This window comes from Desulfitobacterium sp. LBE (assembly GCF_007830365.1).
GTDB classification, from domain to species: Bacteria; Bacillota; Desulfitobacteriia; order Desulfitobacteriales; family Desulfitobacteriaceae; genus Desulfitobacterium; species Desulfitobacterium hafniense.
Genome location: NZ_VLKD01000001.1, coordinates 3,909,430 through 3,932,686, shown reverse-complemented (window position 1 = coordinate 3,932,686; position 23,257 = coordinate 3,909,430). Strand labels below are relative to the sequence as shown.

17 protein-coding genes are annotated in these 23,257 nt (G+C 35.0%); 3 read left to right on the top strand and 14 right to left on the bottom strand.

The features are described 5' to 3' along the window. Nucleotides 1-138 precede the first annotated feature (138 nt). A protein-coding gene (locus DESLBE_RS18680) for an IS3 family transposase (protein WP_144677837.1) occupies nucleotides 139-1,706 on the top strand; the annotation gives its coding sequence in 2 pieces (ribosomal slippage) (nucleotides 139-607 and nucleotides 607-1,706; 1,569 coding nt in all). A gap of 517 nt (nucleotides 1,707-2,223) precedes the next feature. Here the strand turns inward: DESLBE_RS18680 and DESLBE_RS18675 are convergent. From DESLBE_RS18675 to DESLBE_RS18615, 13 genes are all read right to left on the bottom strand, one after another. After that, nucleotides 2,224-2,511: a hypothetical protein gene (locus DESLBE_RS18675; protein WP_144677869.1), complete on the bottom strand. Its 288-nt coding sequence runs from the start codon at nucleotides 2,509-2,511 to the stop codon at nucleotides 2,224-2,226. An 83-nt stretch (nucleotides 2,512-2,594) separates the two neighbouring features. Beyond that, nucleotides 2,595-2,924, bottom strand: coding sequence for a hypothetical protein (locus DESLBE_RS18670; RefSeq protein WP_144677868.1), 330 nt, complete (start codon nucleotides 2,922-2,924; stop codon nucleotides 2,595-2,597). 12 nt (nucleotides 2,925-2,936) lie between these two features. Further along, complete coding sequence (locus tag DESLBE_RS18665; protein WP_144677867.1) at nucleotides 2,937-3,428, bottom strand: helix-turn-helix transcriptional regulator; 492 nt, start codon at nucleotides 3,426-3,428, stop codon at nucleotides 2,937-2,939. 256 nt (nucleotides 3,429-3,684) lie between these two features. Continuing rightward, nucleotides 3,685-7,800, bottom strand: coding sequence for a hypothetical protein (locus DESLBE_RS18660; protein ID WP_144677866.1), 4,116 nt, complete (start codon nucleotides 7,798-7,800; stop codon nucleotides 3,685-3,687). A 175-nt stretch (nucleotides 7,801-7,975) separates the two neighbouring features. Further along, nucleotides 7,976-9,580, bottom strand: a complete 1,605-nt coding sequence (locus DESLBE_RS18655; RefSeq protein WP_144677865.1) for a recombinase family protein — start codon at nucleotides 9,578-9,580, stop codon at nucleotides 7,976-7,978. Then, nucleotides 9,573-11,282 (bottom strand): recombinase family protein, encoded by a 1,710-nt coding sequence (locus DESLBE_RS18650; RefSeq protein WP_144677864.1) that lies wholly within the window; start codon nucleotides 11,280-11,282, stop codon nucleotides 9,573-9,575. The genes DESLBE_RS18655 and DESLBE_RS18650 overlap by 8 nt, the downstream gene beginning before the upstream one ends. Continuing rightward, a complete protein-coding gene (locus DESLBE_RS18645; protein WP_144677863.1) occupies nucleotides 11,283-12,950 on the bottom strand; it encodes a recombinase family protein in 1,668 nt (555 codons plus the stop codon). It abuts the gene before it with no gap. Nucleotides 12,951-13,093: 143 nt separating this feature from the next. After that, a complete protein-coding gene (locus DESLBE_RS18640; RefSeq protein WP_131929395.1) occupies nucleotides 13,094-13,339 on the bottom strand; it encodes a DUF6870 family protein in 246 nt (81 codons plus the stop codon). Between the two features lie 49 nt (nucleotides 13,340-13,388). Further along, nucleotides 13,389-15,704 (bottom strand): ATP-dependent DNA helicase, encoded by a 2,316-nt coding sequence (locus DESLBE_RS18635; RefSeq protein WP_144677862.1) that lies wholly within the window; start codon nucleotides 15,702-15,704, stop codon nucleotides 13,389-13,391. Nucleotides 15,705-16,267: 563 nt separating this feature from the next. Beyond that, the gene (locus DESLBE_RS18630; RefSeq protein WP_144677861.1) at nucleotides 16,268-16,687 is read right to left on the bottom strand and encodes a sigma-70 family RNA polymerase sigma factor; all 420 of its coding nucleotides are present in this window, start codon (nucleotides 16,685-16,687) and stop codon (nucleotides 16,268-16,270) included. Between the two features lie 353 nt (nucleotides 16,688-17,040). Beyond that, nucleotides 17,041-17,604: a hypothetical protein gene (locus DESLBE_RS18625; protein ID WP_131929407.1), complete on the bottom strand. Its 564-nt coding sequence runs from the start codon at nucleotides 17,602-17,604 to the stop codon at nucleotides 17,041-17,043. 292 nt (nucleotides 17,605-17,896) lie between these two features. Beyond that, nucleotides 17,897-19,993, bottom strand: a complete 2,097-nt coding sequence (locus DESLBE_RS18620; protein WP_144677860.1) for a GTPase domain-containing protein — start codon at nucleotides 19,991-19,993, stop codon at nucleotides 17,897-17,899. 491 nt (nucleotides 19,994-20,484) lie between these two features. Further along, nucleotides 20,485-21,051: a hypothetical protein gene (locus tag DESLBE_RS18615; RefSeq protein WP_144677859.1), complete on the bottom strand. Its 567-nt coding sequence runs from the start codon at nucleotides 21,049-21,051 to the stop codon at nucleotides 20,485-20,487. 179 nt (nucleotides 21,052-21,230) lie between these two features. Here DESLBE_RS18615 and DESLBE_RS18610 point away from each other — a divergent pair, with 179 nt between their 5' ends. Both DESLBE_RS18610 and DESLBE_RS18605 read left to right on the top strand, forming a co-directional pair. After that, on the top strand, nucleotides 21,231-21,647 hold the full coding sequence (locus DESLBE_RS18610) for a helix-turn-helix transcriptional regulator (RefSeq protein WP_144677858.1): 417 nt from the start codon (nucleotides 21,231-21,233) through the stop codon (nucleotides 21,645-21,647). 63 nt (nucleotides 21,648-21,710) lie between these two features. Next, complete coding sequence (locus tag DESLBE_RS18605; protein WP_144677857.1) at nucleotides 21,711-22,223, top strand: ImmA/IrrE family metallo-endopeptidase; 513 nt, start codon at nucleotides 21,711-21,713, stop codon at nucleotides 22,221-22,223. A gap of 182 nt (nucleotides 22,224-22,405) precedes the next feature. Here the strand turns inward: DESLBE_RS18605 and DESLBE_RS18600 are convergent, their stop codons facing one another. Continuing rightward, nucleotides 22,406-23,236, bottom strand: a complete 831-nt coding sequence (locus tag DESLBE_RS18600) for a gamma-glutamylcyclotransferase family protein (protein ID WP_172625451.1) — start codon at nucleotides 23,234-23,236, stop codon at nucleotides 22,406-22,408. Nucleotides 23,237-23,257 lie beyond the last annotated feature (21 nt).

Here is a 23,257-nt window from a genome sequence, read left to right as displayed (position 1 = left end):
GAATAACGATATTAACAACATTGTTATATTTATTGTATAACTTTTCCTGCTGCATCACAATATCCCCCTGTGTTAGGATAGTTGACGTAGGGATCAAAGAAAAGTATCCTTGAAGAGAACACAGGAGGAGAAAACAATATGAGATATCCCAAGGAGTTAAAAAACTCTATCATTGAAAAGATGTTACCGCCAAACAATCAGTCACTCAGTCAGATTGAACAAGAGACAGGTGTTCCCGAAGGGACCTTGAAGTTGTGGCGGAAGAAAATACGTGAAAAGGGCTTTGCCGCCCCTGCTGGTGAACAGCAAAGCGAACAGTGGAGCACACGCGACAAGTTTCTAATCGTGGTTGAGACCTCCACTCTTAGTGAGATTGAACTCTCGGAATATTGTCGTAAGAAGGGTTTGTATGTTGAACAAGTTAAGTCCTGGCAGGACAACTGTCTGCAGGCAAACGGCGGTGTGGCTCAGGAACTGGCCCTCGCACAACGACGAGAAAAAGAAATCGAAAAAGAGTTAAAAGATGTTAAGAAGGAGCTTCAGAGAAAAGAGTCAGCACTGGCTGAAACAGCAGCTCTGCTTGTACTAAGAAAAAAAGCCAATGCGATTTGGGGACCAAAGGACGAGGAAGTCTGACCAGCACTGCGAATCGCGTCATAATTATTAAGCTGGTAGAAGAAGCAATAGCAAGCGGAGCACGTCAACAGCTTGCTTGTGAAGAAGTTGGCTTATCGGTACGAACCTTTCAACGCTGGTGCAAAGCCGGTGAACACGGAGCCGATCAGAGACCCGTGGCAAAGCGTCCAGAGCCGGCGAATAAACTTACGGAAGCAGAACGCAATGAAATTCTACAGATTGTTAATCAACCTGAGTTCAAAAGTTTACCTCCTAGTGAAATTGTTCCAATCCTTGCGGATCAAGGAACCTATATCGCCTCCGAATCAACCTTCTATCGAATCATGCACCAAGCCGGTGAACAGAATCACCGAGGTCGCCAAAAGGCACCTTCCAGCAAGCCTAAATCCACTCATTGCGCTACCGCACCGAATCGTGTGTGGTCTTGGGATATAACCTATTTGCCCGGACCGGCTAAAGGTCTCTACTTTTACCTATACCTTATCTTAGATATTTATAGCCGAGACATCGTGGGGTGGGAAGTCTGGCACGAAGAAAGTGCAGAACATGCCAGTCAACTTATTCGACGGGCAGTCATGGCCCAAAATATAACCCGACAAGAAGAACCCTTGGTTTTACATTCCGATAACGGGAGTCCGATGAAGGGAACATCCATGCTGGAAACTCTTTATCAACTGGGCATAACGCCTTCAAGGAGTCGTCCGAGAGTGAGCAACGACAATCCTTATTCAGAGTCCATCTTCCGGACCTGTAAATACCGCCCAAGCTATCCCGTGGGAGGATTTGCTACAATTAATGATGCCAGAGCATGGGTCAAGGAATTTGTCCATTGGTACAGGTATAACCATCACCATAGTGGGATCAAATTTCTTACACCACACCAGCGTCACAGTGGCCAGGGTGAAGAGATCCTTAAGAAACGTCATCAGCTCTATGAGGCTGCGAAGGCTCGTCATCCAGAACGCTGGACACGTCAAACAAGGAACTGGACCTTACCGAATGAAGTATGGCTTAATCCAGAGAAGTCTCAAGAAGAGAATCTTGTTGAGTCTAAAACGGACGTTTCATAGGGTGTTTAGGCGTTAAGTGTCAGGGTGACACGCGGGATACCGAGGCCGTAGGCTGAGGATATGCGCGCTGGCATCCCAGTGACACTAGCGAACAAATACGCTAAAGGACCGAAGGGGCTTTTTGATCCGCAGATCATAAAAGTTCCTTCTGGCAAGCGCCGAGCGTCCGGGCTTGTTTTGTCGTGATTAACACATCAGATAATGAGATAATTTTGATCATATGCGACAACTATCTTGACAATTACCGATATTAATCATCGTTTTAGACATGTATTTGCAAAATATTTAACTTAATCAGTAAATCTGCCAACAATAAAACTCTCAACGTGCTGAGGATTTTAGTCTTAGCAGTTTTAGTGCACAGGAGCATTTTACTGTCATATGGCTCAGCCTGTGTCAAGTAAAAACTAAAAAAATATCTAAATCTATTCGCTACAAAGGAAAAAGATGCCTTGACATTTTCAGTCAAAGCATCTTTTTCCTTTGTAGTACTTGTTAATTAACTTCGATTCCACAATTAACCATGAGTTATACCGCCTCCACAGTGATCCTCAAGCTCATGCTCCGAAAAGGTGCTTTCGCAGTGCACGCATATGTATCCACCGTTGTGGTAATAAATTTCTTCACCGCAATTCGAGCAAAAAACCCCATCCTCTTCTTCTGTGCCTACCCATTTATAATCATTAGGCACCTGGAAAATTTCCGTACCATTTTCGTCCACATGCACCTCAATATCCCCATTACATTTGAAGTATGAAGAAAATCCATCTCCATCTTTATTATGCTTACGATTAAAAATCCCCATTACATTCACATTCCTTTCAGACTTAATCATTAAATTCCGCGCAGACCACAAATCACCTAAATCAAATGTCAGTCATCTCCTGTTTAATTTATTTCGTCACAATCTGTGAGTTCTTCATTATTCCTTTTCGACGACTCAGCTTCGACTGCCTCAATAAATACTTTTTTTAAAGCTGGTTCGTTTTCTATTTTCTGCTTTCTATCTTTCATAAAACAACTCCCTTTATGCCCAAAGTAGGCAATACCACATAAGACTACCCCTATCAGACCACCTTTGAGTAGTAGTTTTGGGGCTGCTTTGGAAACAGCAGTGTCTCCGACACTCTTATAAAGAGTCTCCATACAACCTCCTGCTGCTTGCAAGGATTCTCTAACTTTATTATAATCACCAAGGTTCTCGATTGGATTTCTCATTTTTATTACCTCCTACTTCAATATTTTTTTCAGCCAACTTGCTGTTTCTGTAACTGATTTTGACTGACCAAGTACAATGCCCAATGCTGTGAGAGCGCCAATAACCCCAGGTACCGTCTTCAACAGACTTGTATATGTTTTTTCAAGCTCTACTCCTGTTTTACCTGTTGATGCTGATGCCGCTACTGTTTCTGCAGTATCTTTTATTTCAGAATAATTCTCTTCTTCAAGTTCCGCGCCTATGTCCACTAAAATATTAATAACTTTTGGGAGTACAGTGTTATCCGGATTTAACTCATTCTCATAATCAAGAATCGAACGAATAGCGATATATTGTGTTAAGTTCATTGGCGTTTTCGAATTTTCTAAGTTGCTGATAGTTTGCTTTGTAACACCAATTTTTTCTCCAAGTTGTTCCGCTGTCCAACCAGCAATTTTTCTTATACTGCTTAGATTTTGTTGAAGCAATTGTATTTGCTTTTGTTTCTTTTCTTTTTCGTTCATATAACGCCACCTCTTTGAAATTAGATTACCATAATATATTTACCTTGTCAAATAATTTGACAAGGTAAATATATTATTAATCGAACAAATAATGTGGAAACCGAACTCAACTATAGCGGTAAAATCCAAAGTAGTTTTTTGGTAATCATCTTACTGTCATGTGACTCAACCGGTATCAAGTAAAAACTAAAAAAAATCGTCCATCATGAAATGAACGACTCTAATTTATTTTTTATAGAGTAAAATGGCGGTTTAATTATTCTACTATTAAACCGGCACTTCTGATATAGTCATGCAAATTCTTCTTTTCATTAAATAGCAAGCTTAACAGATATTTTTTACGTGGTATGTTTTTAGTACCGATTTTCGGAAAGGGTAATAACGCTCGGTAACCGTCTACATATACCAAAGAAAATTCTTCAATTATTGCATCTTTATAAGTAATAGTATAGTCAACTTTATACGCATTTTTATCAGGGTGCCTCGTTGCCCATTCTTCATTTATTGGATGATCCCTTTCTGTATCGTACCACTTTATTTTGATGCTCGGATCATTTATAAGGGTCATTTCCTGTTTCTCATTATTCTCCATCCAGTCATTTTTCTTACTATCTAATATCAAACCCATTATTTTATTTGTATGATTGTGAGACAATTGATTTTTCAAATAATACTCTTGATTAGGATAGACCAGCGCTTCTGACAATACAAATAATTGTTCTATATACTTTCTTGCCAATTCATCTTCTCCAAGAAGGGAGTATGCGTTGATCATATTGACCAGGCCAGTTCTGCCACCTTGTTCTAATATAAAATCTACCATCTTTTCTTTGGTTTCTAAATCATCTAAAAGCAATGCAGTAATAATGTAGAAATATGGATTAAGATTGCTATTATCCATTTCTGGGAAGTAATTTTTTTTCATATTTTCAAATAGCAAAGAAAGCTGATTATCCCGCGATTTTTCTATTGAAATAAGACAATTCCAAGTATTTCTATCGCTATAATTAATATCTTCTATTTCACACTGATAATATTTTTGAATATCATTTATTGATATATCTATAATTGAATTAATAACTGAATCAGCATTTTCGTCATGAAAAGCATTACTTGATTTCACATCATAAAGTTCTTCTAGCAACGAAGATTCCGGCAAACATATTTCTATAACCGATTTAATAGTTTCCCATCTTCCACCGCTATCGGTTGTATCTTTCATAATTTTTAACATCGAATAGACACGAAATATTAAAGCTTCTATTTCGTGCTTTTCAAACCAATTGTTTTGATGTGCAACATAAATACATTTAGGCAATACATGTGAAATCAAATCTTCATGCCTAAATGCGGGTCGACAAATACTATTGTTCAAAGCTTTGATAAAAAACCTATCACTTAATGAAATATCAAAACATGACATCATGGTAGCAAACATATAATCATAGTCTGTATTATCATCATAGTACGATAATTGTACATTAGTCTTAAGGTATATACTATTTAATATTCGTATATTTGTTATTGATTTAAATAGACTTCTATTCTTCAGAAATATTTTGTACATAACTGTGGTAGTAGAAATAACACTATCATAGCTCAAAAGTTCTTTCAGGAAAATTTTTACATTGTTTGTATCAAAATCAAGGGTAGAAATTATCTCGCCTATTAGGTTTGAATTACTAAATGAAAACCAATTATCATATATAAGATTGTATTTTCTCACACTGTTAATAATTAACTTTAATACATTTGTTTTACTTGATGGGTAATTATCGATAAGTATTTTTCTTATTTCTACGCCTAAATTATATTCACGTGAATAGAGCTGGTTTTCTTTTTTTAAGATTATCGTAATATAACTATTTGCTTCTAAATTGCGATCCCAAGTACCATAGTGATTAATATTAACTTTAACAAATCTTTCTTCCAAAAGCTTTAAATTGTCATTTTTATTTGTAAGCAAATAATATACTATAGCAGTATTTAATTTGTTTGATAATTCAACATTCTTTTCTATGCTTTTTGCTATAGCAACACGCAAATTATTCTGATCATCACTATCTCCGAAAAGATAGTAAACATTAGTTGCTCTTATTAGCGTAAAGCACAATACCTCCATAAGGTCTACCGTCAAATTTAATAAAATATCTTGAAATTCCACCCTAAATAATTCAAGCCCTATTTCAAAAAATCCTATGCATTTGGTTGCGTTGTTTTGAGTATATGAATGTATGTAATCCAACTCCGAATCAATATTATTCAATTTCATAGATGAAATGATTTTTTCATAGATCTCCTTATACGAAACATTATCCATTACACAAATGCAATACCAGTATGCACATGGACTTTTGTTAATTGCTTCCTTAAGAAATTCTTCATCAAATACGTAATGTTTATTCAAGACTGTCCTTATGTCTTTCTGTTGTGATACAAAATATCTCTTGATAAATTTCCAATAATTACTTGCATCCAGAAATCCTTTGATTGAAGCACTCTCATTGTCAAACCACAGACTTAGCTCAAATTCGTTCTTGGTACATAGGAAATCTAATAATTTTTCTGATTGGAGGTATGATTCATTTCCAACACCATATCTTGATTTTAAACCGATATATTTATTTTCATATCCATGCCAATACTCCTTACCCAAATAAGCTTCAAAAAAACGTAATGAAAGATTTTTTAAAACGTCTTTTTCGGTTATACTTTCTTTTAATTCTTGTAACATAAAAATATTTATAATAAAATCCTTATCTGTCAACAATCCAAGTTCTCTAAAAACAAACGGATTAAGATAGAAAGTTTGACTAAGTTTTTTGTATAAAAAATACTCATGGTAGCGCCTATGTTTGTATGAATATATAAATTGCTTTTTTTCATCGCTTGATATATCAAAAAACATTTCTGCTAAAACATGGATTATTGAATCTATTTCTTTATATGTCAAATCAAAGTATCGTGCTCTTATAATGTCCTGAAATTTAGAGACTGAAATACTTAGTGTTCTTTCTGTTTGTAACAACAGCGAAACATCTGCCAATATTGTTTCAATACTTTGTGATTTAATCTCTGGTAAGTTCAGTTCTACCAGTTTTCTATGATTGTCAATCAGTTGATTTGTTGATTGCAATATTAGATCTATTTTGGTTGTTTCATTGTTTATATTCTCTATTGTCTTCCATAATAAATTGATAGAAAATATATCTTCTATTTCTTCCAACAGAGTTTGAATATTCTCTTTTATATCCGTGTATTTTTTGATCTTAGTTACATCAATCTTTTTCTCAAAATATAAGTCGATAATATTTTGACTTAGTGCATCAATCTTATAAATTTCTAACTCTAAATCTCTTTGCAAAAAGGTCAGATTAGGTGAACTGTTCCTTGAAGAAATAACAACTGACTTTGTGTTCTCTTTACCAATTATCGCTTTAACTGTAGTAATAATTTTAACAACATCATTAATACTTACTTCATCTAATCCGTCAAAAAAATAACTGAATTTTTGCCCCGCATCTACAAGAGAAATGTTATAATCTTGAAGCCTGAATCTAATGAGATTTTCCAAATCCCCTTGTAAACATTCTCTTAATCTAATAAATATAGGTATAGGTATAGCCTCAGACTCAATATTTGCTGACTTCGAATAGTTTTCAAGAAAATTTTCCGAACAATGTAAATACATCTTTTTCATAATTTCGGTTTTCCCTGTACCCGCACCACCTATAACAGCACTTATCTTGTTATCAAGAATAACATCTTGTATCTCTTTGAATCCTTTACCGTTTATTTGTAACTCTAAAAAAGAGTCTGACTTTAAAAACGTTCTATCTTCTATTGAGATATTTGAATCCATAAATGCAACTTCATTTTGTGCAGAAAAGTAAAGTCTATAAATATCAAGATTACCTATTTCATTAAGTAATTCTGAAAAATTTTCTTCTTTTATCCACGTTAAAGCTATATTGAGCTCTTTAGCCATTCTTTGAATTTTCACACGATCTGTAGTTAATTTCTGATCTGCTAATTCTTCTTTAGTACATTCTGGTTTTATATCAAGATTTGTGTAGATATACACTTCATTCAGATTATCTTTATAAATCTTAAATGCCTTATCAAGTGAATCATAAACCTGTTTATAAAATGATGTTGAATTATGATTCGTGGAATATTTGCACTGAAACCCATAATGTTTACCGTCAAACTTGATTGGTTCTGTTTCTAAGCCCGCTTGGTTATAATTAGCGGTAAAGTCATATCCACTAATTTTAAACTTTCTCATGAACAAGTGTCGACACATTCTTTCAAATGCATTCTGTTTATCTGGATTTTTCACATTAAACTTATCCCAATTAACTGTATACATAAAGAGATTTCCCCCACGCGCAATATTATTACATACCAACTCACTCTTATATTATTAGTTTTGCAATTCTCCTTAGTTATACCATATCTTGGAATGTAATTCAATGAGAGCTACATAAGGTGTTCAAAACGAAGCCGAGCAGTTTCCCTAAAGAAACTACTCGGCTCATAAATAATTAAATCAGCTCAATTATCTTCTTATAATCATCAGCGAACTCCCAAACAATCTCAATCCGATTCTCGTCAAACACATAAATCGAATCGACAAGTTCCGCAACCAATTCCCTGCTTAGCTCCTTAATTTTATGCTTTCCCTTGAAATGATCCACAAACTGATTGTCAGATTCTTGTTTTTTTATATTTTGAATTTCATATTCTGTTTCCAATTTGCTGATCTGGTTCGTTACTTTTTCCATTTCAAAGCTAATCTTCTCTTTTGCCTGGATATAATTATCCTTACTCACTTTCCCATCAAGGTACTTCTCATATTCTTCAACCTTTAGTGCATTAAAGCGCTCAATAGATTGTTGTGCCTTTCTAATCTCCTGAACAATTGTTCCAATTTCTTTTTCAGATTTTGTTGCAGCTTTAGATATCAGTTTCTCTGCTTTATTAGCAAGAACAGCCTGTTGCTGAATAGAAATAAGCAATACCTCCAAAACATCGGATTCATTTATTTTCCCTCGATAGCAAAGGCACTGGTCATCATAAAGATACCGACTGCATTTATAATATGGTTTCTTCCTTGGGAACCTCTGTAGATTTTTATTACAATAACCACATTTCATTTGTCCATAAAGTACCCTTTCTGTATCAATGGTATAGCTTTTTCGTTTATCTATTTTTCTAATAGCACCTTGGGCTTTCTCAAAGAGTTCCTCACTTACAATAGCCTCGTGGGTATTTGAAACGACTATCCACTGCTCCCTTGACACTGCCACTGTCTGTTTACTATTTACATCTAACTTTTCCCGTTTATGATTTAGAGTGCTGCCAATATACGTTTCATCTTTAAGAATCTTGAGGATAGCCATTGTCTGCCACACTAACGTGCTCTTTGTTTTTGACCACTTTTTATTTTTATGCTTCTCTTTAAAATAAGCTCCAGGTGATGGAATGCCCTCTGCATTGAGTAGCTTTGCAATGGTACTGGTATTGTCCCCATCGGCTGCCAGTTTAAAAATCCGTTTAACAATCAATGCAGCTTCTTCATCAACCTCAATGGAATTCTTTTTTTCTTTTGATTTCAAATAACCATATGGAGCAAAAGACCCAATATATTCACCCTTTTTCATCTTTACTGTTTTAGCAGTCTTCACTTTCTGGGAGAGGTCTTTACTGTACATATCGTAAATCAGATTTCTAAATCCAACATCAATTCCGGCTGTTATTCCATGGTTTTTAGCGCTGTCATAGCCGTCATTGACAGATATAAACCTCACCCCTAGAAAAGGGAATACCTGCTCCAAATAGTCGCCAAGCTCTAAATAATTTCTTCCAAACCTAGAAAAGTCTTTAACAACAATACAATCAATTTCTCTTCTTTTTACTTGTGCTAGTAATCTCTGAACCGAAGGTCTTTCAAAATTGGTTCCGCTGTAGCCGTCATCACAGAATTCTAATACCTTCCCATCAGCCAGCTCTGAATGATTACTAATGAAGGACGCAAGTAGGTTTCTTTGATTACCAATACTGTCGCTTTCACTTTTGATTGTACTTTTTGCAATGTCTTTGTCTTCATCAGAAAGTCTGATATACATTGCTACCACCAACTTATTCATAAGACTTCACCTCAATTCCTTGAGTGGCAAAGTGGCCTCTTAGTACCTCAAAGTCGTCTTTGAATTTGAAGTTGATATGAATATTCTTGTCTGACTTGAGCTCAATGGAATGTACCAAAGCCGTCAGCATTTCTCTACTTAATTCTGGAACATCCATAAACCTTCTAAATGCAGTTAAGTACTTGTTTTCATGTGTATAGACCTCAGCAAACCTACTTTGCTCTATGAAGAGCTCATCAAGGCGGTTTCTAAACTTTTCCTCTCTCTTGTCATAGTCATTCTTTGCATAAAGATATTCTTGTTCCGTCAGCAATTGTTCCAAATAATCGTCAAATAGTGTAGTTCTGATTGATTGCAACTTTTCTATCTCTGTCTTCTTTTTTTTGATTTCTAACGCAATATTATTGCTTTCATTACTGCGCTTGTTTTCTGCCATTACATTATCAATAATCTTATCAATATCATTCACTAGCTCTATTTCGTTTTTAATGGTTTCGTAGACAGCAGCCTTCAGTTCATCTTCAAAAATGTATTTTCTAGAGCATTTACAACCATTGTTACTTTCGAACGTGGTACACAAGAAATAATAATACTCTATTTCACCTTTCTTAATGTGCCTTCTTCTTACTAAATTGCTTTTACAGTCGCCACATTTAGCAAGGTCTTTGAAAATATTCTCTGTATTCTCTAAATGCTTGTTTCTATCGACGGCTTCATGAAATTCCTCATTAATCAGTACTCTCTTATTGTGCACAATATCAAAACTCTCTTGGTCAATTATTGGCTCATGATCGTTTTCGATTATTGTCCATTGATTTCTTGGCATTCTTGATTTCTTCTTTCCCTCATACAGAGAAGCTTGAATCTTTCCATAAATCTTATGTCCTAGATAAACTTCATTTTCTGTAATTGCTTTTATTGCTATTCGTTGCCACACACTTCCCTTATAACGCTCACTTTTCCATTCGCCTTTATTAAGCTTATGTTTGCTAGGTGATGGAACGTTCATATCATTTAGTCTTCTGGCAATTACAGCATCACTTAATCCTTCAAGCTTCCATTTGTAGATTTGACGTATTACCGCTGCAGCTTCCTCATCTACAACCAAGGTATAACTGCCATCGTTAGGTCTGGCATAGCCATAGGGCACGTGAGCTCCTAAGAACTCTCCCTTCGATTGCCTTTCCTTGAAGGAGGTAATAATTTTCTTTGAGATGTCTTTTGTATAAACGTCATTGAGTAAGTTTTTAAGGGATATGATCAATCCTTCATTTGTGTTTTCGGGATTAAAACTATCATAATTATCATTAATGGAAATAAACCGTACTCCTAAGAACGGAAAAATCTTTTCAAGATAATTTCCAGTTTCAAGATAATCTCTACCAAATCGAGATAGGTCTTTAACCACTATACAATTTACTCTTCCAGCTTTCACATCATCCATCAATCGATTGAATTCTGGCCTATCAAAATTAGTTCCTTTTTCGCCATTATCAGTATAAATCGAATAGGTTTGTAGATAAGGTCTTTCCTCCACGAACTGTTTGAGCATATACGTCTGATTATGAATAGAGTCGCTATCTTTTCTATCTCGAGTGTCTTCGATTGAAAGTCGAACGTAGATGCCAACCTTAAAAGCTTTCTCTGATACAATGGTCTCTTGATTTGCAATAACTGATTGTCGTCTGCTTTTTCTAGCCATTTACATCGCCTCCTTTAACACTGTTACATCAAAGGAATCCGATTTACTTGCACTTTCGATGAAGCGAATAGCACTTTCATATTCACTAAGATACCTAAAATGAATATCAATTTTGCCGTTTTCGTAGACATATATTTTTTTTATCAGTGATACAACTACTTTTCTAGTCAGCGTTTCGATATTTTGGTACTGTTTAAAATTCTGAATCCAAAGATTGATTGCGGTTTTATTGTTTACAATATCCTCAATTTCACAAGTTCTTTTTTGAATTAAATTTTCTGCCTTTTCTAGCTTTTCATTGTACCTACTGACATGGGCTTTGTATTCTTCTTTTGTTATAAACTGATCTACATAACTCTCGTAGGATTTCAGTTTATAATTTTGAATTTTCTCAACTTCATCCATTGCCTTTTTTATTTGTGAATCCAATTTAATAATCTCTTCTTGCTGGTATGGTAAAGATTCAATGTACGCCAAAATTCTTTCTATATCTAAAACGCTTTGAATATGAGCATTCATAGCCGTAAGTACCGCTTCTGTGAAGCTTTTTTCGCTTATATTGTGCATTGTACAACTATCTTTATCGTTTCTATTGCTTGAACAGGCAAAATAGTAATATTTCTTGCCATTAGCAGGAACCGTCTTGCGAATCATGTTATCTTTACAATCTCCGCAAGCAACAATTCCTGAGAACATATATACTTTGTCCTCTTTAGGAGCAATTCTAGTATCATGGAGCAACAAAGCATTTACTGTTGCGAAGAGATCCTTAGTAATAATTGGGTCATGAGCATTCTCTACACGCACCCATTCTTCCTTTGGCCGCTCTACTCTGTTTTTGACTTTATAATTTGGTGTGGTGCGCTTGCCTTGTTCCAGAACACCAAGGTAAAGTTCATTGGTTAGTATTCGTCTTACAGCAACCGCCGACCAAAGTGCTTGCTGTTTCACCTTGAAGGTTGTTTTATACTTTTCGCCTAAAGAACGCTTATATTCCAAGGGCGACAAGATCCCCAACTCATTTAAACGAGTAGCAATTCCTTGTTGACTCATGCCTTCAAGTTTCCATTTAAAAATGTCACGTACAATGTCAGCTGCATACTCATCAATAGCCAGTTTGTGCTTCTCATTCTCAGCTTTTCTATATCCATAAGCAGCAAAAGAGCCGATGAAATCGCCCTTTTTACGTTTGATTTCAAGCTGGCTCCTTATTTTTATAGATGAATCACGACAATATGAGTCGTTGATTAAATTTTTAAACGGAATCATGATGTTGTCTGTAATTGATGATCCTTCCGCGCTATCATAATGATCGTTGATGGCTATAAAGCGCACACCAAGAAAAGGAAATACTTTTTGAATGTATTTCCCTGCCTCAATATAATTTCTTCCGAATCGTGAAAGATCTTTAACAACAACACAATTGACCTTGCCCGTCTTGATTTCTTCCATCATTTCAAGAAAAGCAGGACGATTAAAGTCAACTCCACTAAAGCCATCATCGACATGAGCAGAAACAATCTGTACATCTGATTTCGACTTCAAATAATCCTTTATTAGTTCCTTTTGGTTTGAAATGCTGTCGCTTTCTTCTTTGTCACCATCATCTTTCGATAGTCTCACATAGATTGCAACATTATAAATCTTTTCGCCTTTTATAAATTCCATTGCAAAGCCTCCTGTTATTTAAAGTATTAGCAAAACTTTAAACACATTAGGCTTCACTGAAATAGTCCAATAAAAGCATAGCACAGAACTTACCCAGCGTCCAGATATTAGGAAAGCACTTTTAAAGTTTTGCTTCTACTGTTCTATAAGTTCCTAAAATAATTTTCCAGCTGATCTTCAAGAGTTGCTGTTGTTTCTGCAAAACTCATTTTTACAACAACCTTACCACATTTAAAGCAATAAGGATTTTTCACTTGCCTGATGTAATCCTTTTTACGCTCATCTATTGGCAAATCCGTATTTACAGTTACTGTTTTAATATCTACCAATGTATCTGGATCAACAGTTCTAATATCTATTTCTTTCATTTCTCTTAATGTCATAGGCATATCTATAAAATCCTCCTTTCACGAGGTGCTTCTTCAGTCACATGTTCTTTTATTTCGAGTCACAAAAGTAGTCCACCGACTTTACTTGATGCAAAAACCTATTCACCTCATCCAGCGAATCAGTAGCACGGTAATCTGACAGTGCTCTTAAAACTCTCCTTCTGTACTTACCTTTAGTACTAATTCTAAAATCCAGGATTGCAACAACTCCTGTGTCGGTTTCAGATCTAAGCAGCCTTCCCATACCCTGTTTTAATTTGATTATCATTTCTGGAAAAACAATTGTATCAATGAATGTTTTTATATCAGCAAGCTCCTCTTTTTTGTAATCAAGAATAGGCGTTGGCGTTGGAAATGGTATATTAACGATGATTAACGATGATAATATGTCTCCAGGGCAGTCAACACCTTCCCAAAATGATCCGGTAGCAAAAAGAACACCGTTTCTACTCTTTTTGAAAGTTTCAACGATGTTCTTCACGCTCTTATCCATCTTAATGATTGGAAATTCAATTTGGTCTTTTATTAGTTCATAAATCTTAGAAAGTAATGTATATGACGTAAATAAGATTGCTGTATGCCCTGAAGTTGTTTTTACTAGATTTAAGATTTCTTCAGCTAGTGCTGATATATAATCCGTACTTTGTTTATCCGGAAATGGAACCTTTTCGCTGACATACAACAGGGCATTGTTTCGATAATCAAATGGTGATTTGCAGCTTGTTTCCTTGATATAATCGCTAGATATCTTGTCAATGCCCGTAGTCCGCTTGAAGTAATCAAATCCGTTATCATCTGAGAGGGTTCCAGAGGTTACTATCTTTGGTATCCCATTTACCCAAAGCAAGTTGCGTAATTGCCGTTCCAAATCCGTTGGTATTGAGCAGACTGAAATGAACCTTTCACTGCCAGGATTCTCAAGCCAATAAATGATGTTTTCATCTCGATAGAAAACATTGACTTGTTCAATAATTTCAGCAATCAATATTTCTAAATTTCTATTTTTTGAAATGTCTATTACACAGAATGCCTTAATCTTCTCTATTTGGCTAATTATCTTAAGTAACATCTGTTTTTCATTATAGCCAATTACAATTCTTATCTGAGATGCGTCATCATCAATAGATTCTGAATTAATCCTTGAAGTTAAAGCAGTAAAGAATCTCGATTTAGTAATTTCCATGTCTTCTATCATTCTCTTAGCTGTAGTGAGGTAAGCTTTGTTGCCTTTCAAATTACTCTTTAAAATATTCGCTATTGTATGGACACTATCACTTGTAAAACTTGTCCCTAAAATCTGAATGGCTGCTTCTGTCAATTTATGAGCCTCATCAAAAATGACCAATGCATGCTCTGGCAACAATGTATGCTTTCCCTTATCTCTCTTAACCGTGTCTGCGAGATAATAGTTGTGATTACACACTTGAAAGTCGTGGATAGCTGATCTCACATTGTCCATGTGTGTAATATATCTACAGTTTTTATAATATGGACATGCAATTTCACAGGATTTTGGAACATTTATTTTTTGAGTAATATGATTTTTTAGACCCTTATACTCATCAAGATCAATACTTCCTTCCGAAATCTTCATCCCTTTTAACTTGCTTAATAACTCGATATCTATTGCCTTTTGACTGGTCTTCAAATAATCCATCAGTCGATCATATCTCATTTGACAAAAATAATGATCCTTTCCTTTTCTCAAAACAGCACTCAATGGTTTGGCAATGATTCTTTGCTTTATCAACAGTTCAGAAAGGACCGGTACATAAGTTTTTATTATGGCATTTTGCAAATCTATACTTGAAGTCGATATGGCACATGGGATATAACAGTCTTCCCCATCTAAATAGGTAAACTTCCCCGATTGGATTCGCCTTTTCCTTTCGTATAGGACATAGACTAAACTGGCAACTAAATAAGCGAAGGTCTTTCCAGTACCAACTTCTGCTTCACAAATTGCAACATGGTTATTTTTAATGCCCTCATACATAGTTTTTGAAAGCTCAATTTGATTTTCTCTAATGACAAATCCTTTTTCCGTCATCAGTTTTCTAAAAATATAATCAATCATTTCTAGCGGACTTTTAGGAAGCGCAGCTTTATAATACGGTGACTCACTAAGTTTCTCAACGAGCTTATTCTGAATAGCCTCACTAAAACTATGTTTACTTCTTAAAATTGGCTCAATTGAAGCTTCTGAAATATTGACCACATAGTAACAATTCAAGGTCATGTTTTCTTTTATAGCAAATATATACTTATTCTCATAGGTGAATAAATATTTCAATTCATTTCTGCATCCACTCTTTTTGAGATATTGATGCATATTCACTTCATCCGTCATGTTTATCTCAAACATTCTTTTCTCTCCTCGTTTAATATTAAACTTGACAGCACAATGATACGGTGGCCTGCACAGGCTGTTTGGGAATTTTATTAACCCACTAATGTACAGTCCACCGCATAGTTTCTGCTGTCAAGCATTTCGTTTGAACAGTAGATTTTTATGTGTCAAATTTGTTCTCAACGCCCCTGACACAACTAAGGGGATACATCAGGTTGTTCTTGGAAACATCATATAAGCTAACATGGCTATAAGTTCTCAAGCCAAATGAGCGTTATCCTGTCGTTTATTGCAGGCTGCCCAATGCGGTAAGGCGTTCAAGGCAGAAGTATCATTATTTATCCCTTTGCTAGTCATCGCAATTAGCCGTTCCACGGGCTATTTCAAGCCGGATTTAGTCGCTCTCGTCAATGACGGTCATGGCGATCCGCTTATGTTGCTTGCCTTTTAAGGGCTGCAAAGGTGGTTTTCCTGATATATCGTATATTCAGTTTTCAAGGAGCAATGAGAAGGAAAAAATTACCCCCTCACTTCTAAGCCGAAAAATGAGGGGGGGTGGGCGAATCTTTTTTGAATTTTTATAAATAATTTTTTAGCTTGCTCAGTATTTTGTCTTTGCGATAACTGATTGTTTTTCTTGGAATACCTCTCTCTGCCGACAACTCGCGTTCACTTTTTTCATTAAAAAAGAGCTGGATAAGCAAATCCAACTCTTCATCTGGTAATAGAACCAGGCATTCTCGTAGTCTTTCAACCATGATTTTAGTAGTCACAAGTTCACAGATATCCTCAACAATCGAGTCAACAAGAATATCTTCGCCCAACACGTCTTGATGAACATTATCCAGATCTGAGTAAAGGACCTTTCCATTTACCAGATCACGCTCTTCCAAGTAACGCTCACGGCGCTCCATCTTGAAATACTCTCTGTACACTTCTTCTGAAACTTCCTGAATTGTATCTTCAATACGAATACAAAACTTCTTTTTCTTATCCATTTTTATAACCTCCAAATTTCGTTTTGTAATTTATCTAGCGAAATTTGGAGATCATGGATAACGAGCTATGTAAGCTTCCCATCTTTTCATTGGTTTTCTCCTGTTTCTGGGCATAAAAAAAGACCGGAAGTGAAAATCACCTCCGGCCATATACGCCGTATATTTATTTGCTAATTAAAAAAGGGCATAAAAAAAGCCCCAAACCAAAATGGTCTGAGGCAGTTGCATCTGTAATTAAATTATTTAAAATCAAAATCCACCAGCATAGTCATTGTAACATGCTTGATGTCGGATAACAGTACGGAAACTATCGGGTATTAATCGGGTTATTGTCGGGTATATGTTGGGGCGGTTTATGCCTTGAAAAAGCATGGAATATCAACTTCATCCCCTGTGGTTTCAAACATTCCTCTCATTGATGGAATAGTATATCCCCACATACATATTGCAAACAAATCAATCGCTTCTCTTTTCTTATCATAATAAGTACTTCTCTCCATATTCAGTAGTTCCAACATCTCTCTCTCATTATAATTATCGATTGTTAAAAACTGCTTGCTTAAAATCTCATAATAGAGCTTCCCATTTTCAGGATAGCCATGTATTTTGCTCATCGCTGATTCAATCAAAGAAATTAGCCATTGTGTTTCAAATAAAGATCTAACCTGTACAGAAAACCTCTCTTGCTCAATATCTGGAGCAAAGTTAGCCAAATACTCAAGCGCCTCCTCCATTTTTTTACTACTATAATATTCAGCACTTTCACATACCTCATTCGCACGATTTGATACAGACCATACCACAGGACGGTACATCATCAGAAGCATTTTGCTTTTATGTAGGACCGCTGTGCGGTCAATCTTAAGACCTTTATACATAAATGTACATTGTTTATTAACTTTGCTCTCTTTTCGCATGATATCTTTCCTTTCTGTATTTATACAATCCAAGTTATCAAGATTTTAGTATCTTTCTGAAATGCTTAATTTAGACGTTTTACCACAATACAAAAAGTCCATAACTTCCCCATGTGAATAGGAAAGTTATGGACCAAATAATACCAAACCAGATAGTTAAATTGGTTTGCGATAATATCGTCATAACATTTTCTTACATTCAGCATAGGTCTTTTTTGAAGCGTGTGGCTTCATACTTCGATAGCTTTCTTGGATCATATTTAATTTTTGTATTGTATCAAGCAGCTACTATTTAAACGTATAAAACATGTAAATCTGCTGCTTTATTTATTGCTAATGATAAAGTTTTAATAATTGCATCAATGTAAGCACCTTCATTGATTTCTGCCTTATTAAAATAAGGATTGCAATTGTTTAGAAATCTATTAAATTTCATTCCAAAGCTAAATGAACCTTGGTTTTCAGCATCCATCAATGCTTTAAAATAGAGCATTTGAGCAACAAACTCCAAAGTATTAAAGTACCCACTGTTAATGATTATTTCATTCAGTCTTTTACTTCCATCACTTTCTTTAAACGCTCCACCCTTATACTCAACAGCAGTATCTAATAATTTTATTATAAAATCCTTTGTCACAAAGTTTTTAAGATTGCCAGGAAAATTCACTGAGAAGGACTTACAATTATAAAAGTATTCTTCAATGATATTAGACGTATATCCATTACCATTCTTTAACCTTCTACGTAGAGCATTATAAGCATTTCCATGTGGAGTTTTACCCACACTATCTGCTATATCAAGAAGAGATGGTGCAAATACTTTTTTTTCGGTTTCTGGAAGAGCAAAAGTATTCACAACAAGACTCTTTACAGCATCTTCATTAATACAAGGTAAAATATTTGACTCTCCACTATCTGACAGGACAAATTTTATTTTCACAGCATTAGCTTGTAGGTGCTGTGTCATTTCTTCAACCATAATTCTAATAGCATTAATAGCATTATATTCTATTAAAAGCTCCCTAGTCATATTGTTGTCCTTTTTCAGATAACACGGTAAAGAAAGTATTTCAGAAGATTTCCTATTTTTATGCTGAGATTTCTGTAGCTCTTCTCTAATAGTAGACATTTTATCATTAACTTTATTCTTTATTTCATTAAAAGATAAAACTTCATTGGAAACTTCTATTGATAGCGGGTCTTCACTACTGAGTTCTTTGTTCAATGCGTCTATAAAAAGGTCAACCTTATTATTCAAAATGAACACCGGTATTTGCTTATTGTATTTCTTCATAGAGTTTGAATAAAGTTCTCTAAGCTTTGCTTCATTGGTATCTCCTGTAAGCGGACAGACTAGCATTAATGCATCATAATTGATACCATATAAAAGTTCCGTAAAATATTCTAAATTATCATCCTCACCAGAATTAGTATGATATAGGCCTCTTGTATCATATATTCCAATTGCTATATTCCCATCCTTGCCCATAAGCACATTCTTTGTATTCTCTTTGGATTTAATCATTTCTGCAATTTTTTCATGTATCGGTGTATACATCACTATTTCAGAACATAGCACCTCAATTGATAGCTTGTCCCCTTTACGCAAGTCATTTGAGGTAAACATTGCATCAACAAAATCACTACTAGATTCTTGTTCATCCAGATTAATCACAAAGTAATAATACCCATCTTTCGAGATATCATCATTTTGGAAATAATTAAAAAATAAACACTTCAAAGATTGATTAACACCATTCCATATATCCCATAATTGATCCAGAATATTTTTATCTAATTGATCAAATGATTTTTCAACTTCACTCCTTATTGCTCCGAACATTTTTGCAGAGTTGTCCTTCACTTCTATATTTCCCAAGTTGTTCTTAGCCGTGTTGTAGATAGAATAGTTGTTTTTATAAAAATCATTATTTTCTAACACACTAGAAACGTCCGTCGCCAACTTGTCAATTTCATCCTCAGTAAGAAATGAAAGTATTGCTCTCGAATTAACTTTTGTTGTTATTTCAGCAAGCAAAAAAGTAATAAAATCCTCATTTGCCTTACCTGAAACATAAGCTATAACTTTCCCATTGTCACGCACCACTTTTGACATAGCTACAACAATAAGATCGATAAAATCTTGTCTTTCAAAGATGTCGTCTCTTAATTTAACTGCAACAATTATTTCATTAACTAGAGCTTCTGAATAAACCACTACCCGTTCCTTTAATGTTGAATTTGTCTCTCCAACACTTTTACCAATAATTTTTTTTGCTCTTGGAGATGCAAATGTACTAGTGATTTCACTTTTACCATCACCAGTGCCTCCAGCAACACCGATTGTTCTAACATTTGGTGTTAAATTCACATGATTCAAATTTCCCATAATAATATCTCCTTTTTTTGTTTTATTTACAAAACAAAAAGTCCGCAGATTCCCTATGTGAATAGGAAAGCTACGGACATATATTTATAGACAAAATCTCAGTAAAGAGAAATTCAATAATATCGTCGCAACACTTTCAAACCTTCAGCATAGTTCTTTTTGAAGCGGGTAGCTTCATACTTCGACTGCTTTTTATTTTGCATATATAATTTACCATAAATACGAATGTCTGTAAATGGTTTTATGCAAATACTTTCAAAAAGCTACACACTCTTACTATACTTTGACCCCAGAAATAAGCAGATGGTCAAATCCAGCTTCACTTCAGATAATAGAATCTGCCTTCCTATCCATTGCAATCATCGTCCTAATATTGAATAATTTAAAGCCATAATTCACCAGCATAGCTAGTGTAACATGTCGTTTGTCGGAAAGCAGTAGGGAATCAGTCGGAACTTTATCGGGTTAAGGTCGGGAATTAGTCGGGGCACTTATAACTTAAAAAAGTTTGGTATTTCTATGGACTCTCCGTCTGCTATTCCAAATAATCCTCTCATTGATGGAATCGTATAGCCCCAAAGGCAAATTGCAAATAGATCTATCGCTTCTTTCTTCTTGTCATAATAAGTGCTTCTCTCCATGTTTAGCAATTCAAGCATTTCCTGCTCAGTATATTTATAAACGGTTAAATATTGCTTGCTCAAAATTTCATGATATATTTTCCCATTGTCAGGATACTCGTAAATTTTGTTCATCGTGCTGTCAATTAATGATATCAACCACTGTGTTTCAAATAACGATCTAACTTTCTCCGAAAACTTTTCCTGTTCTGTATCTGGTGCATAGTATGCCAGATATTCCAGTGCTTCCTCCATCCTCTTACTGCAATATATTTCAGCACTCTCACAAACCTCAAACACTCGATTTGACGCTGACCAAACCACTGGTCTATATATTTTCATTAATAGCTTGGTTTTGTGTAAGACAGTTTCTCGATCAATATTTAAGCCTTTATACATTAACGCACATTGTTTCATTACCCGACTCTCTTTTCTCATGTTATCTACCTTCCTTATATTTCATGTTGACTATAGGCAACATATAGTGGTATATTTATTACGAACGAAGTTGCATGTTTCTTGTTCAAATTATACACGAACATACTTTCGTTTGTCAATGAAATTATTATGAACTATGTTGCATATAAAATGCGTCAAAATAGGAGGGAGTCAAAATCATGTTGTTTGGTGATAAAATTAAAGAACTCAGGAATTTGGCAGAAATGAGTCAGCAGGAGTTAGCTAATAAGACCGGTCTTTCATTACGTTCAATTCAAAATTATGAAAGCAATCAACGTTATCCAAAGGATGTTGCCATTCTGAATAAGCTATGTATTGCTTTAAGCACCACTATCGAAGAATTAATGAAAGAAGAAGATAATTTTATCCAAGAAGCAGCAACGAAATATGGTACTCGCGGCAAGAAAGATGCGAAAATACTTGTGGAAGAACTTGGCGGCTTATTTGCAGGCGGTGAGTTGAATGAAGCAGATAAAGACAAGGTATTTAGAGCCATCACAGAAATGTACTGGAAAGCTAAAGATAATAATAAGAAGTATACTCCAAAAAAATATATTGAGGATACAGATAAATAATCACTGTCCGTTTTTTAGGATATGTTATTTGATATGCTGATTATGATAGGGGGTGAATCCATCATGCCAAATAGAGACTATATCCAATCAGTCGCTTACGATCTTATAAAAAAATATGATACCAGAGACCCATTTGAAATATGTAAGGCAACAGGTGTAGAAGTTTTCTATGCCGATCTAGGCAACCTAAAGGGAATGTACAAATATCTTAAGAAAAATCGATTTGCTGTTATCAATGAAAAATTAGACTCCTACACAAAAAAGCTTGTTTGTGCTCATGAATTAGGCCATGATATTTTTCATCGTGATTTAGCAAAACGAGTTTGCTTGCAGGAATTTATGCTTTATGACATGAAAAGCCGTCCTGAATATGAAGCCAATTTATTTGCATCAGAAATTCTTTTACCGGATGATGAGATTTTCACATATGCCTATGGCGGTTACGATATTGAGCAAATTGCTAAAGCACTTTATACTGATATAAATTTAGTCGCTTTAAAAATGGCTTCAATGAATACAAGGGGATATGAATTCAGAACTGTCATTGATCCTAAATCAGATTTCTTAAGAAAATAAGCAGAGTCTTTTACCCATTAAAAGGCTCTGCTTTGTTTTAGTCTAATTCATATTTTTATATCTTCATTTCAAAATTTTAACTTATTTTTATGTGTCCTAAAGCTTAATCAATCGTAGTAGGGGTAATTTCGGATTATCACAAGTAGATTAACAAACCCCTTAAATTTTGTAAAGTAAATGCTCTATTCCCAATTCTGTTTCAAAATTCTAATATAATCGCTATCTATTCCGTTTTCCTGAGCCCCTTCGATAACTCGTTCTAAATATCCTAGTCTTGGTTTCCCAAGTTTATTGTTTGATGCAATATAAACAAGCGCTTCGTATTGTCTTTCAACTTGTTCCAGACTCATAACAGTAATATTCTTTCTAAAGTATGTGTTGTGCTTAACGCCTTCACGCTCATCTAGTATATCAATATGTTCCTTAGTTATACTCCATAGAATTCCATCAGTATGTGATAAGCTATCCTCAATAATTGAGCCAACACCTCGTTCATTAATGATGAATCTGAATCCTTGAAGCCTAACCCTAGCTTCAATCTTTGCTCCAGGACACCTCTCTGACATTTGTACCGAATTCATATTTGAGCCATATGCAAAATAATAATATGCAATATTTATGATCTCTTCTGCCATTCTTTTGGCTTCATTGATTGTTTCTATCAGCATATTTTTTTCATCTTTATAGCAATCCGCAATACGAGCTGCCGAAGCAAGCCTTCCATAGAATTCATATTTATTATTGTAATCAATATATTCTTGGAAAATATCTTTAAGTTCATAGAAAACATAACTTAATTCTCTGGCAAGCTTTGTACAGACCACCTGTCTCCCAGCAAACCCAAGCTTTCCAATCCCTACAACAAAAGGTGGATTTCCTTGCCATAGTTCAAGATCTTTTGTCATAGCATCAGTAATGACAACATCCGCTCCACCCCACAAATTCACATCTTTATCCACTTTAAAGTTCTTTGCAGAAACTTTCAACTGCAAATCATCAATCCTTTTTAGCATCATACAATCACCTTTCTTGTA

Excerpts from the sequence above, each read along its gene's own strand:
- DESLBE_RS18625 (WP_131929407.1), bottom strand. The coding sequence starts at position 17,604 with ATGCGAAAAGAGAGCAAAGTTAATAAACAATGTACATTTATGTATAAA.
- DESLBE_RS18635 (WP_144677862.1), bottom strand. The coding sequence starts at position 15,704 with ATGTTTGAGATAAACATGACGGATGAAGTGAATATGCATCAATATCTC.
- DESLBE_RS18655 (WP_144677865.1), bottom strand. The coding sequence starts at position 9,580 with ATGAATAAGTTGGTGGTAGCAATGTATATCAGACTTTCTGATGAAGAC.
- DESLBE_RS18660 (WP_144677866.1), bottom strand. The coding sequence starts at position 7,800 with ATGTATACAGTTAATTGGGATAAGTTTAATGTGAAAAATCCAGATAAA.
- DESLBE_RS18610 (WP_144677858.1), top strand. The coding sequence starts at position 21,231 with ATGTTGTTTGGTGATAAAATTAAAGAACTCAGGAATTTGGCAGAAATG.
- DESLBE_RS18640 (WP_131929395.1), bottom strand. The coding sequence starts at position 13,339 with ATGCCTATGACATTAAGAGAAATGAAAGAAATAGATATTAGAACTGTT.
- DESLBE_RS18605 (WP_144677857.1), top strand. The coding sequence starts at position 21,711 with ATGCCAAATAGAGACTATATCCAATCAGTCGCTTACGATCTTATAAAA.
- DESLBE_RS18620 (WP_144677860.1), bottom strand. The coding sequence starts at position 19,993 with ATGGGAAATTTGAATCATGTGAATTTAACACCAAATGTTAGAACAATC.
- DESLBE_RS18600 (WP_172625451.1), bottom strand. The coding sequence starts at position 23,236 with ATGCTAAAAAGGATTGATGATTTGCAGTTGAAAGTTTCTGCAAAGAAC.
- DESLBE_RS18650 (WP_144677864.1), bottom strand. The coding sequence starts at position 11,282 with ATGGCTAGAAAAAGCAGACGACAATCAGTTATTGCAAATCAAGAGACC.
- DESLBE_RS18630 (WP_144677861.1), bottom strand. The coding sequence starts at position 16,687 with ATGGATAAGAAAAAGAAGTTTTGTATTCGTATTGAAGATACAATTCAG.
- DESLBE_RS18675 (WP_144677869.1), bottom strand. The coding sequence starts at position 2,511 with ATGGGGATTTTTAATCGTAAGCATAATAAAGATGGAGATGGATTTTCT.
- DESLBE_RS18665 (WP_144677867.1), bottom strand. The coding sequence starts at position 3,428 with ATGAACGAAAAAGAAAAGAAACAAAAGCAAATACAATTGCTTCAACAA.
- DESLBE_RS18670 (WP_144677868.1), bottom strand. The coding sequence starts at position 2,924 with ATGAGAAATCCAATCGAGAACCTTGGTGATTATAATAAAGTTAGAGAA.
- DESLBE_RS18645 (WP_144677863.1), bottom strand. The coding sequence starts at position 12,950 with ATGGAATTTATAAAAGGCGAAAAGATTTATAATGTTGCAATCTATGTG.
- DESLBE_RS18615 (WP_144677859.1), bottom strand. The coding sequence starts at position 21,051 with ATGAGAAAAGAGAGTCGGGTAATGAAACAATGTGCGTTAATGTATAAA.